At 33.3% G+C, this 12735-nt stretch carries 10 protein-coding genes; 5 read left to right on the top strand and 5 right to left on the bottom strand.

All coding sequences use genetic code 11. From position 1 onward, the window contains the following. Positions 1-18 precede the first annotated feature (18 nt). Positions 19-2163, bottom strand: a complete 2145-nt coding sequence (locus RB618_RS10080) for a S46 family peptidase (RefSeq protein WP_308068628.1) — start codon at positions 2161-2163, stop codon at positions 19-21. A 223-nt stretch (positions 2164-2386) separates the two neighbouring features. Here RB618_RS10080 and RB618_RS10075 point away from each other — a divergent pair, with 223 nt between their 5' ends. Both RB618_RS10075 and RB618_RS10070 read left to right on the top strand, forming a co-directional pair. Then, the gene (locus RB618_RS10075; protein WP_308068627.1) at positions 2387-3421 is read left to right on the top strand and encodes a hypothetical protein; all 1035 of its coding nucleotides are present in this window, start codon (positions 2387-2389) and stop codon (positions 3419-3421) included. Then, entirely contained in the window at positions 3414-4478 is a 1065-nt protein-coding gene (locus RB618_RS10070; RefSeq protein ID WP_308068626.1) for a hypothetical protein, read from the top strand. The genes RB618_RS10075 and RB618_RS10070 overlap by 8 nt, the downstream gene beginning before the upstream one ends. Positions 4479-4570: 92 nt before the next feature. Here RB618_RS10070 and obgE read toward each other — a convergent pair whose 3' ends face one another. The 4 genes from obgE to hpt all read right to left on the bottom strand — a co-directional run bounded on the left by obgE (position 4571) and on the right by hpt (position 8320). Then, on the bottom strand, positions 4571-5572 hold the full coding sequence (obgE, locus tag RB618_RS10065; RefSeq protein ID WP_308068625.1) for a GTPase ObgE: 1002 nt from the start codon (positions 5570-5572) through the stop codon (positions 4571-4573). Positions 5573-5674: 102 nt separating this feature from the next. Then, positions 5675-6949, bottom strand: coding sequence for a hemolysin family protein (locus RB618_RS10060; protein ID WP_111364494.1), 1275 nt, complete (start codon positions 6947-6949; stop codon positions 5675-5677). 201 nt (positions 6950-7150) lie between these two features. After that, positions 7151-7723: an adenylate kinase gene (locus tag RB618_RS10055; RefSeq protein ID WP_144338078.1), complete on the bottom strand. Its 573-nt coding sequence runs from the start codon at positions 7721-7723 to the stop codon at positions 7151-7153. Positions 7724-7789: 66 nt separating this feature from the next. Beyond that, positions 7790-8320 (bottom strand): hypoxanthine phosphoribosyltransferase, encoded by a 531-nt coding sequence (gene hpt / locus RB618_RS10050; protein WP_308068624.1) that lies wholly within the window; start codon positions 8318-8320, stop codon positions 7790-7792. A 186-nt stretch (positions 8321-8506) separates the two neighbouring features. On the opposite strand from hpt, the gene RB618_RS10045 reads away from it, so the two are divergent. The 3 genes from RB618_RS10045 (at position 8507) to RB618_RS10035 (ending at position 12653) form a co-directional block, all read left to right on the top strand. Further along, positions 8507-9781, top strand: coding sequence for a sorbosone dehydrogenase family protein (locus RB618_RS10045; RefSeq protein WP_308068623.1), 1275 nt, complete (start codon positions 8507-8509; stop codon positions 9779-9781). Between the two features lie 195 nt (positions 9782-9976). Beyond that, complete coding sequence (locus RB618_RS10040) at positions 9977-12079, top strand: TonB-dependent receptor domain-containing protein (RefSeq protein ID WP_308068622.1); 2103 nt, start codon at positions 9977-9979, stop codon at positions 12077-12079. Positions 12080-12101: 22 nt separating this feature from the next. Beyond that, positions 12102-12653, top strand: a complete 552-nt coding sequence (locus RB618_RS10035; RefSeq protein ID WP_308068621.1) for a hypothetical protein — start codon at positions 12102-12104, stop codon at positions 12651-12653. Positions 12654-12735: the final 82 nt, after the last annotated feature.

Genomic DNA, 12735 nt, shown 5'->3' with positions numbered 1-12735 from the left:
TTATAAAAAAACTGAATATTATTTCGCAATAGTCAATTCATCGATAATGTTTTTAGCACCAGCGTATTTGTCGATAATCCAAAGCACATAACGAATATCTACGTTGATAGTTCTTTGTAATTTAGAATCAAAAATAACGTCTCCAGCCATTGCTTCGATGTTTCCGTCAAAAGCAATACCAATTAATTCTCCTTTTCCGTTAAGAACTGGCGAACCAGAGTTTCCTCCAGTGATATCATTATCAGTTAAGAAGTTTACTGGCATGTAACCCGCTTTATCAGCATATTGTCCGAAATCTTTTTTCTTGTTTAATTCTAATAAACGAGCTGGCAAGTCAAATTCCTGATCTCCTGCTTTGTATTTTTTAACCATACTTTCCATTGTAGTATAGTTATTGATTTTAGCATCGTTGCGAGGATCTGCAGGTAAAGCACGAACTTTTCCGTAAGTCAACCTCAACGTAGAGTTTGCATCTGGATATTTAATTGCGTTCAATTTAGATTCTCTTAAACCTTCAACCAATTTACGGTAAGCAGTTGCAAAACCGTCATCAGCTTTTGCTTGATCGTCTGTTTTAGAACGGTATTTTGTCAATAAATCATTAGAAATAATATACAACGGGTCGTGTACAATTGCTAATGGTTTCGGATCAGCCAAAAATGCTAATACTTTTTCTTTAGTCGTAAAATAACTAACTTCAGTTGCTTTTGCTACATCAGCAGTAAAATCACCACTGTTAGCCGTTTTCATTTTTGCAATTTCTGGAGCAAGTCCGTATTCTGCAGCTTTTGCAGCATATAAATTCAATTGTGCTGTTAAAACATCTTTTTCCAATGGCGCATAAAAATCTCCATAAATGCTTTCTACCATTGCATTGATTTTAGGAAGCATTTCTGCTTTCTTTGCATCATTTTCTTTGTAATAAGCAATTAAAGCGTTTCCTAAATTAGCTGGTGCAGTTGCATAAGCAGAAGTACGTAAAAGCTGTGTCAAATAGTTATCGTGACGCGCTTTTAAGTTTGTTTCTCTGTAATAATCGTTAATAGTCGGAATTACATTCTCGTACTTTTCTTTGTTTGCAGGTTTTGTAGCCCACTCATAGAATTTATCTTCTTGTTCCGTTTTAGTATCAACCGTACCTGCTTTTGTTAAAGCATCGATCATACCCTGACGGTTTTTCCAGTAGTTTGCAGTCGAAGCATATTTAGAAGCATACTGTAAACGAACAGTTGCATCTTTATCCATATACTTTTTCATTACATCCATTCCGGTTTTTGCACCTTCAACCCATGCAGGATAAGCATATTTAATGTTTTGCTCAATTCCTCCAGCTGGCATCCAACGGTTTGTTCTACCTGGATAGCCTAAGATCATTGCAAAATCATTTTCCTTTACTCCTTTTAAACTTACTGGTAAATGGTGTTTTGGTTGCAATGGAACATTGTCTTTAGAATAAGCTGCTGGATTTCCATTTTTATCGGCATAAACTCTAAACATAGAGAAATCTCCAGTTTGACGAGGCCATTCCCAGTTATCAGTATCTCCACCAAATTTACCTACGCTTTCAGGAGGAGTTCCTACTAAACGAACGTCTGTATAATCTTGGTAAACAAAATAGTAATATTCATTTCCTTGAAAGAAAGGACGAACAGAAACAGTGTATTTTCCGTTTTCGCTGTTTTCTTTTTCAATCAAAGCGATTTCTTGCTGAATAACTTTATTTCTCTCCGTTTCTGTCATAGTATCATTTACTTTTGACAAGATTCTTTTTGAAACATCATCCATACGAACGAAGAAACGAACAAACAAAGATTTAGGCTTTAATTCTTCAGAACGATTTTTTGCCCAAAAACCATTTTTCAAATGATTTTGCTCTGCAGTCGAAAGTTCTGCAATCGCACTGTATCCACAGTGGTGATTAGTCAATACCAATCCGCTATTTGAAACAATTTCAGCTGTACATCCTCCATTGAACTGCACAATAGCATCTTTCAAACTATGATTGTTGATACTGTAAATTTCTTCGGCTGTCAATTGCAAGCCCATTTTTTCCATATCTCTATGGTTCAATCTTTCGATAAACATCAAAAACCACATTCCTTCATCGGCTCTCATCGGGAAAGCCATAAGGCACATGGTCAAGAATAAAATTACTTTTTTCATGTTATTTTGTTTAAGTGATGCGAATATAAGCCATTTTGACAATTATTCCATCTTAAACGATTCTAAAATTAAATATGAGAATAGATTTTTAACTGTTTATTACGAATTTAATATTCTATAATCAAAAAATAATATTGAGTTTCAAATCTGTATTACAAAAAAGAAATTTTCTATCTTTCCAAAAAACAAAAAAGTCTCGCAACCCAAAAATCATATTTATTCTATGATAAAAAAACCACAGCACAGTTCTTTTCAAAAACTGATTTTATTTGTCATTTTTCTTGTAAGCGCTCATATGAATGCTCAAGTAATTCAGGAATTTTTGATCGAGAAGCCTGAATCCAAAACTCAATTAAAAGAAAGAAATTTAAACGGAAAAGTAAGAACAATTAAAACCTGTTTCTTTACAATCGAAAACACCCCAAAACAGCAAAACATTAAAAAACTACTTAATCCAAATATTTATGGTTTGTACGAAACTTTTAATGCATCGGGAAGATTGACAAAAAAAATAAACTTACATCCTCCTGTTTATTTCCCAATAGACACTATTGGTGGAGACAGTCTGGTTTATAACAACAAAGGAAAACTTGAAAAATCTTTTTATACAAGTGCAATCGGAGTGGATTTTATCAAAAAATTTAATGATAAGGAAGATAAAATCTCTCAGGAAGAAATCAAAAAAGATGAGGATACTTATTTTGGGGCCAACAACTATTATTCTTACAAATATAATACAGCAGGCTATAAAATAGAGGCCATAGAATATTCATCAGATGACAATAAAAAGGATCCGAAAAAAGCAAAGGTGCGATCTTATTACAAGTACGATGCTAAAAACAGACTTATAGAAGAAAGCAGATACGGAGAGTTGCTGAGTTTTTTGATCGAACCAAAAGAAACACCTCTTACATTTAGTTATAAATACGACCTAAAAGACAATCTCATTGAAGAGAATTGCTTTTATAAAGACCCAGTATATAAAGCGACGTATAATTACGACAGTAATAATATTTTAATAAAACAAATTTATACAGAAAAAGGCAAAACGGATACAGCTCTACTTAAAAATGGCTTAATAAGTCAGCGAACCGTTACTAATAAAAATAATTATATAGAAAGCAGAGTTTATAAATACGAATTTGATGCAACCGGAAACTGGATCAAATTAAACATTTCAACAACTATTTCTGAAAATGGAAAAAAAACAATTAAAAAAGAGACTTTAGTAACCAAAGAAATCACTTACTATGAATAAAATAAAAACTCTAATCGTAGTTTTATTATTTATAAATTACGGTTTCTCACAAGTTGGTTCTGAATATATTTTTAAGAATGACTGGGAAAAATTTGGTCTAAAAGGAAATGTAAAAACAGTAAAAACGGCTATAAAAGTTAGTAATGACGAGCGCTGGAATTCGAATTTGTTTTATAAATACAATCCAGTTCTGCATAATTACTATGCTACTGACGAATATGATCGTGAATTGTATTACAAAAAATTCAATACCTACGGAATGATTATTGAACGTTCTGATAAAAGAATTTCCAATTTAAATGAAGAATTTGAAAAAGGTCAGGTTTTTAAATTTCAAATTGATTCAGTTGATTTTTTTAACAAACAAAAAATCGCTTCGCAATGCAACTTTTTGTTCGGAATGAATCCAAACAGAACACACACATATGACGATTCAAAAGAAGAGATCAAATATGAGTACAAAACAGAAAATCAAAAGATCACTGAAGAACTCTACTTTAATGATTATTCTAGCGATGAATTTCCAAAGGAGGATACTTTAAAATTCGACCGTAGGACTTTGTTTTTCTACAATCCGAAAGGACAGGTTGTTAAAAAGCAGATTATTATTCCGCTTGACCAATATAGTAGTCACAGCACAGAAACATTCTACGATCGAGAGATTTTTAACGACAATACATTAAATGTCAATTACACTTATAATGATCAAGGCCAAATCACAAAAATGACGATTTATAAAAGAAAAGAATTCTTATATGAAGAAATTTACAAAATCGAGAACAATAAAGTAATCGAAATGGAAAAACACATCGACAGTGAAAATACCCACAACGAATTTGATAGTGATAAGGTCGTTTATAAATACGATGACTTTGGTAATGTAAGTTCCATGACGTCTTATGACAATGAGGTGGGAGAAGAAATCCTTATTTCAATACTTTTTGATTACACTTTTGACAGTAAAAATAACTGGACGCTTTGTAAAATGTATGTCAATCAAAAAAATGCGATTCCAGATGCTGTAGCAGAAAGGAAAATAGAATATTACAAAAATTAGTATGCTTTTGAATACAAAAACATTCCAATTTAAAAACAAAAACCACTAACGATGAATTGTTAGTGGTTTTTTATATTTAAAAAAATATCTTTTTATTCGTTAAGCATTTTCCAAAGTCTGTCCTTCAAATCTGTCAAACCTTGTTGTGCAACAGACGAAATAAACATATAAGGAACACCTTTGAAAGAAACATCTAATTCTGCTTTCAATTCAGCTTTTAGTTCATCGTCTAACATATCGCATTTTGAAATTACCACAAGGCGTTCTTTATCTAACATTTCAGGATTGTACTTCGTTAATTCGTTAACCAAAATATCATATTCTCCCTTAATATCTGCCGTGTCAACCGGAATCAAAAACAATAACGTTGAGTTACGCTCAATATGACGCAAGAAATAATGTCCTAAACCTTTTCCTTCAGCTGCACCTTCAATAATTCCAGGAATATCAGCAATTACAAAAGATTGAAAATCTCTGTAAGCTACGATTCCTAAATTTGGTTTTAAAGTCGTAAACGGATAATCGGCAATTTTTGGTTTTGCTGAAGTTAAAACAGACAACAAAGTAGACTTTCCTGCATTTGGGAAACCAACTAAGCCAACATCTGCCAAAACTTTAAGTTCCAGAATAATATCCATTTCTACACCAGCCAAACCTGGCTGTGCATAACGAGGTGTTTGATTGGTTGAACTTCTAAAATGCCAGTTTCCTAAACCTCCTTTTCCTCCTCTTGCCAGAATTTGTTTTTCGCCATCTTCTGTTATTTCGAAAAGTGTTTCGCCTGTTTCTTTGTCTTTTACGACGGTTCCTAACGGAACTTCAATAAACTTATCTTCTCCATCTGCACCAGTACTACGATCACCTCCACCATCTCCACCATGACCCGCTTTAATGTGACGCGCAAACTTTAAGTGAAATAATGTCCAGAGTCCTTTGTTTCCAACTAAATACACATGCCCACCACGGCCTCCATCCCCTCCATCAGGGCCACCATATTGAATAAATTTTTCTCTATGCAAATGCGTAGATCCTTTGCCTCCTTTTCCGGAAGAAACAAATATTTTAACGTAATCTACAAAATTTCCTTCTGTCATTTTCTTTGTTTATGTAAAGTTTCAAGTTTCAGATTTCAAGTTTCAAGTTGCTTAATACATAACCTAAAACTTGAAACCTGAAACCTGAAACAAATTTTCTCTCTACTCTTTTAATGCTCTTACAAGCACTTTATCAATCTTAACACCGTCCATATCGATTACCTCTAGGACGAATTTCTGCCAAACTAGTTTTTCTCCTTCCTTTGGAATATGAGAAAGCTCAGTCATAATCATTCCGCTTACGGTATTTACTTCATAATCGTTCGTTAATTCGTCCAATTCGAAATACGTTAAGAAATCGTGCAACGAATAATGTCCATCAACCAGCCACGAACCATCTTCTCTTTCTATAAGCTGGAATTCATCTTTATAAAATTCAGCTGCATCACCAACTAAAGCCTCTAAAATGTCATTCAATGTAATCATACCCTGAAAAACACCATATTCATCTGAAACTAAAGCATAATGAACACCTGTTTTTTTGAAATTTTCTAATGCTTTATAAGCCGTAGTTTGTTCCATCAAATAAGGTGCATCAGACAAAATTGAGTTCAAATCAAAATTATCTTTCTCAATATGTGCGAAGATATTTTTCAATGTTACAACTCCCACAATATCGTCGTAATTATCATTGTAAACAGGATAAACCGCATGGAGATCCTGAACTACTAATTCTTTGATTTTTTCTTTATCTGCTTTTAATGGCAGCATGTCAACTGACTTGCGGTGCGTCATTAAGGAGTTTACTTTTCGATCTCCAATATGAAAAACACGCTCCACAATATCTTGTTCAATTTCTTGAACTTCTCCTACTTCTGTTCCTTCTTTAATAATGGCTTTAATTTCTTCCTCGGTCACTTTTCCGTCAGCAGTTGGTTTTATCTGAAGAACATTCAGTAAAAAATCTGTTGATGAAGTCAACAGCCAAATAAACGGTGCCGTAATAATCGAAATTACTTTCATTGGCATTGCAACCATTTTTGCAATTGCTTCTGGATAATTTAATCCGATTCGTTTTGGAAGTAATTCTCCTAAAACCAATGAGAAAAAAGTTAAAACTACAACTACAATTCCAACAGCAATTGAATGAGCGTAAGGTTTTAGAACTGCAAAACCAGCTACAAAAAGTTCAACGTCTGCGGTGATTTTGTCACCAGAATAAATACCTGTCAAAATTCCGATTAAGGTAATTCCGATTTGTACTGTAGATAAAAACTTATTTGGGGAATTGGCTAAATCGAGTGCTGTTTTAGCACTTTTGTTGCCTTTTTTCGCTGCTGTTTCCAACCTGTTTTTACGGGCCGAAATCAAAGCGATTTCAGACATGGAGAAAACTCCGTTTAATAGAATTAGAAAAAATATAATTAGTATTTCCAATTGATAGGGGATTCGTTATAAAATGGTCTAGTTAAATATAATTTGTAATCTTAAAAAATGGCTGTGAACTAAAAAACTAATTTTTCTAACTCAAAAACATTGATCATCAAAAACATTTGAAAAGCCCGTTTTAGAGTTAGAAAAATAGTTTTTTTTGCGTCCCGATAGCTATCAGGATTCACGTACAGCTGGAATAAGTTTCTACAAATTATCTATAACTGACGTTAATCGCTCTGTAATTTGTTCGATAGTTCCAATACCGTCTACAGCATGAAACTTACCTTGTTCTTTGTAATATCCAATAAGCGGAGCTGTTTTCTCATTGTATTCCTGATATCTAACACGAATTTTTTCCTCGTCTTGATCATCAGCTCTCCCGCTTGTTTTTCCTCTTTCTAATAAACGTTTCACCAAAATTTCGTCATCAGCTTCTAAAGCAATTGTAGCTGTTACACTAGATCCTATTGTTGGTAAAAATTTATCTAAAGCCTCAGCTTGATTAATTGTTCTTGGGTAACCGTCGAATAAGAATCCTGCTGTATCTGGGTGTTTTTTTACCTCATCAATTAACATTGCAGTTGTTACTTCGCAAGGAACTAATTCACCATTGTCCATAAAAACTCTTGCTTTTTTTCCTAGTTCAGTATCATTTTTTAAATTGAAACGAAAAATATCTCCTGTAGAAAGGTGTGTTAAATTGTATTTTTCTTTTAAAAATTCTGCCTGAGTTCCTTTTCCTGCACCAGGCTTTCCAAATAAAACGATGTTAATCATAATTGAAATGAGTGTTGTTACTTCTGTCTTTCAGAAGTTTTTAAATGAATATTTAGTTGTGTTTTGTTATTCTGCTAATTTGTAAACTTCAGTTAAGTTTCTTCCTAAACCATCATAGTCTAGCCCGTAACCCACAATAAATTTGTTCGGAATTCTAATTCCTATATAATCTATTTTAATATCTTTTTTATATGCTTCTGGCTTAAAGAATAATGTTGCTATTTTAAAATGCTTTACATTTTGCGCTTTAAACAAGTGCTTTAATTCTTCGATTGTGTTTCCGGTATCAATAATATCTTCGATAATAATTACCGTTCTTCCTGAAAGATCCTGATTGATTCCAATTAATTCCTTAACCGAATCTGTGCTTTCTGTCCCTTCATACGAAGCCATTTTGATAAACGAAATTTCGCATGGTCTTTTATATTTTTTTAGAAAATCTGATACGACCATAAAAGCACCATTTAATACTCCAATAAAAATTGGCGTGTCATCTCCAAAATCGTCTTCTACCTGAGCAACCATTTTAGTCAAAGCAAAATCAATTTCTTTTGCCGAAATAAACGGAACAAATTGTTTATCGTGAAGTTGTATCATTATTTTTCTTTTTAAAATAATGGACAAAGATAAAGAATTAGAAATTAACAGCTTCTATCAAAACAAACTGTATCGAGATATTTTTTAAGAATGTTAAATATCAGTTAATGTTTACAAATTATTTTTTGAAGGCGTCTGAAATTTCCGTAAATTGTTGTGCTGTAATTATTTAACTCCAAAAAACCAATGAAAAAATCCTTAACCTTAATTTATATACTCGTATTAGCCTTAATGACTGCCTGTAATGGGCAAGTAAAAAAAGAAGAAAAAATAGCTTTGGCGAAACAGCCTGGAAATATTGTAAAAACTGCCATTGGAGACATTACGCTTCCTGCACCTTATGCAACCGAATCTAAAACCAAAAACAGTAAAGTAATTGGCTGGCCAGCTGGCAAAACTCCAAAAGCGCCCGAAGGTTTTACTGTAACTAAATTTGCTGACGGATTTGAGAATCCTCGTTGGACTTACATTGCTCCCAACCAAGATATTTTTGTAGTAGAAAGCGGAACGCGCACCAGTAAAAACCAAATTACTGTTTTACGAGATAAAGAGAAAGATGGAAAATTTGAAACTCGAGAAGTTTTTATTTCTGGTTTGAATAAACCTTTTGGAATGCTAGTTCTTAAAGACTTTTTCTACATTGCTAATACGGATGGATTATATCGTTATCCTTATAAAAACAATCCGTTAAAATTGGAAACAAAAGGCGAAAAAATCCTCGAACTTCCTGCCGGTGGTTACAATAATCACTGGACTAGAAATTTATTGGCAAGCTCTGACGGAAGCAAAATTTACGTTTCTGTAGGTTCTGGAAGTAATAATGGAGAAAATGGAATGGACAAAGAAATTCGTCGTGCAGCAATTCTAGAAATTAATCCTGATGGAACTGGTGAGAAAATCTATGCTTCGGGATTAAGAAATCCTGTTGGAATGGATTGGAATCCTATCAATAAAGAATTGTGGACTGCTGTAAATGAACGTGATGAATTAGGTGATGATTTGGTTCCAGATTATATTACAAGTGTAAAAAGAGATGGTTTTTACGGATGGCCCTATTCTTATTTTGGAAGCATTCCTGATCCGAGAATGAAAGGCGAAAGAAAAGATTTAGTAGAAAAAACAATTGTGCCAGATGTTCCTGTTGGTGCGCATACTGCATCGTTAGGATTGGCTTTTTACACTAAAGATAAATTCCCAGCAAAATATAAAAACGGAGCATTTATAGGACAGCATGGTTCTTGGAACCGTTCTAAAATTTCTGGGTATAAAGTGCTTTTTGTTCCTTTTAAAGACGGAAAACCTTCAGGAAAACCAGAAGATTTTTTAACTGGTTTTATTTCGAATGATGAAAAGGCCGAAGTTTATGGACGCCCAGTTGCAGTAACCGTTATGAATGACGGATCGCTTCTAGTAAATGATGACAGCAGTAATACGATTTGGAAAGTTACCGTTAAAAAGTAAATTTCATTTTTTTAATATCAAATCCCAATCCGAATACTTTGTGGGATAACTTGTAAAAAAGATAATTTTAAACACATAGAAACATGGATTTTTGCTTAAAAAGAAGTTACTATACAATTTGAAACGCCTTTTTTGCCTCAATCAATACTATGTTTCTATGTGTTAAATTAATACGCCCTTAATCTTATTCTATACATGATCCTCAAAAAATATTTTCTTCTTCTTTTTGCATTTACTATCATCCAAAATCTAACCGCACAAGAAAAAGAAGTCCAAAATATTGATTCTGTTAAAACTCAAAAACTGAATGAAGTTTTAATAAGTCCGTTACATATTAATCGGGATTTGCAAAATAGCCCAGCTTCAATTGGCATTTTATCCGAAAAAGAATTGCTTCGAAATAATACTGCAGACATCAGTAATGTAATCAATACGATTCCGGGTGTTTTTATGCAATCTTCAAATATCACGACAACCCGAATTTCGATTCGCGGAATTGGCGCGAGAACTCCATACGGAACCAATAAAATAAGGGCTTTTTACGGAAGTATTCCGCTGACTTCCGGAAACAGCGAAACAGTTATTGATGATATTGATCTTCAAAATATCAATCAGGTTGAAGTTATAAAAGGTCCTCTTTCGAGCATTTATGGCTCGGGATTGGGCGGTGCGATTTTGATTTCGCCAGAAACATTCAATAAATCCAACTATCAAATGGAAATAAGTTCTGTTTTTGGTTCTTTTGGATTATTGAAAAATAGAATAGGTTTTAATTTGAATGAAAAAAGTGCATCTATAAATCTGAGTTATCACAATTTAAAAACAGACGGTTGGCGCGAAAACAGTGCTTACAATCGAGAAGGAATTACGCTCGGCGGAGAATTATTTAGAAAGAAAAACAGCAAACTGACTTACTTTTCTAACTATACATATTTGAAGGCTTTTATTCCTAGTTCAATTAACAAAACAACGTTCGAAAATAATCCGCAGGCTGGAGCGCCAACTTGGGTTGCTTCAAAAGGATTTAAAGAATATAAATCGACTTTGGGCGGATTAGCTTATGATTTTAAAATTAATGATCATTTGAATAATTCGACTTCAGTTTTTATTAATTATAAAGACAGCAACGAACCGCGTCCTTTTGATATTTTGCGTCAATATACTTTTGCTTCAGGTGCGAGAACACAATTTTCAGGAGATTTCAATATCGGAAAAATCAAAAATCAGTTTATTGCTGGTTTAGAATATTTCAGAGATAATTACAGTGGCAATACTTTCGAAAACCTATATCTGCAAAATAACGGAAATGGAAGTTTGCAAGGTGACCAGCTTTCGGCAAGCAATCAAAAAAGGCTTTTTTATAATGTTTTCTCTCAAATCAGAACTTTGCTCTCTGAGTATTTTGAGATTCAGGCAGGTTTAAATTACAACAAAACCAAATTTGAATTGCAGAATGATTTTCCCGCTTCCGCGAATAATCCGATGGAGAAATATAGTTTTAATGGAATATTTTCGCCACAACTTTCTTTTTTATTCAAGCCAAATGAAATTCAGACTTTCTACTTTTCCGCAAGCAGAGGATTCTCTCTTCCCGCAACCGAAGAAACTTTAACCTCAACGGGAAACATCAATCAAAATATTAAACCAGAAACAGGTTATAATTTTGAGTTGGGCGGAAAATTGCATTTCTTCAATAAAAAACTTTACACACAAATTGCCATTTATCGAATGGAAATTAAAGATTTATTGGTTGCAAAAAGAATCGGAGACGATCAATACGAAGGCGTAAATGCTGGAAAAACTTTCCATGAAGGAATTGAAATTTCACTAAATCACAATTGGCCAATAAATCGAACGTTCAATTTTAATTCTTATGTCGGCGCTTCAATCGGAAATTATGAATTCAAAGAATTTGTCGATAACGGAAATGATTATTCTGGAAATAAATTAACTGGAGTTCCGGCTAATACAGCAAACGCAGGTTTTATTTTAAATACAAATTCAGGATTTTACTTTTCAGCCGATTTTCAGTTCACAGATAAAATTCCAATGAACGATTCCAATGCCAATTTTTCAGATGCTTATTCTTTATTAAATTTAAAAACAGGCTATCAATTTGAGATTTTATATGGATTAAAGGCACATTTAGACGCAGGCATAAATAATGTCTGGAATGAAAAATATGCTTCGATGATTCTGACCAATGCAACCGGAGTTGGAAATGCGCAACCACGATTTTACTATCCCGGATTACCTATAAACTATTACGGAATTATCTCATTAAATTATCTATTTTAGCAACGTATTAAATCTCAAAACAATGCTTTCCGAACTTCAGAAAAAACTGGATTATGTTAATGCTTACAGAGAAAACCGTCTCAAAGCAGCACAAGATGTTTTAGAAAATCCTTCACTTTTTAATGAATTGATTTCAATTTGCTTTTCGCCCGAAGACAAAAACAATCATAAAGCCTGCTGGATTCTAGAATTTGTTTCTTACGAAGAATTAAATTGGCTCCAACCTCATCTAGATTTTTTCTGTTCAAATTTAAAAGTTTTAAAAGACGAAAGTGCCATGCGTCCTATTGCAAAAGTGACACAGCTTTTGGTAAAATCCCATTACAAGAAAAATGAAAATGGCATAAAATTCTCGGAAGAAAATCTGCAAGACTGCATTGAAGCTTCATTTGATTGGCTGATCAATGATACCAAAGTAGCTACAAAAGCCTACTCTATTCGCACTTTATATATTCTAGGAAATTATTACGACTGGATTCATCCCGAACTCAAAGTGATAATCGATAAAGATTTCGGAGACCATTCCGCCGCGTACAAAGCCGTCGCCAAAGAAGTTTTGAAGAAAATAAAATAGTTTTTAGTTGCCACGAATTACACCAATTTTCACTAATTAATTTTAAAATTGAGTTAAAGAAAAATTCGTGCAAATTGGTGTA

Origin of the sequence: Flavobacterium sp. LHD-85 (genome assembly GCF_030929595.1) — a bacterium.
GTDB lineage: Bacteria > Bacteroidota > Bacteroidia > Flavobacteriales > Flavobacteriaceae > Flavobacterium.
This window is presented reverse-complemented; position numbering and strand designations above follow the sequence as displayed.

Coding starts and splice junctions, on each gene's coding strand:
- RB618_RS10080 (WP_308068628.1), bottom strand. CDS start 2,163: ATGAAAAAAGTAATTTTATTCTTGACCATGTGCCTTATGGCTTTCCCG.
- RB618_RS10075 (WP_308068627.1), top strand. CDS start 2,387: ATGATAAAAAAACCACAGCACAGTTCTTTTCAAAAACTGATTTTATTT.
- RB618_RS10070 (WP_308068626.1), top strand. CDS start 3,414: ATGAATAAAATAAAAACTCTAATCGTAGTTTTATTATTTATAAATTAC.
- obgE (WP_308068625.1), bottom strand. CDS start 5,572: ATGACAGAAGGAAATTTTGTAGATTACGTTAAAATATTTGTTTCTTCC.
- RB618_RS10055 (WP_144338078.1), bottom strand. CDS start 7,723: ATGATTAACATCGTTTTATTTGGAAAGCCTGGTGCAGGAAAAGGAACT.
- hpt (WP_308068624.1), bottom strand. CDS start 8,320: ATGATACAACTTCACGATAAACAATTTGTTCCGTTTATTTCGGCAAAA.
- RB618_RS10045 (WP_308068623.1), top strand. CDS start 8,507: ATGAAAAAATCCTTAACCTTAATTTATATACTCGTATTAGCCTTAATG.
- RB618_RS10040 (WP_308068622.1), top strand. CDS start 9,977: ATGATCCTCAAAAAATATTTTCTTCTTCTTTTTGCATTTACTATCATC.
- RB618_RS10035 (WP_308068621.1), top strand. CDS start 12,102: ATGCTTTCCGAACTTCAGAAAAAACTGGATTATGTTAATGCTTACAGA.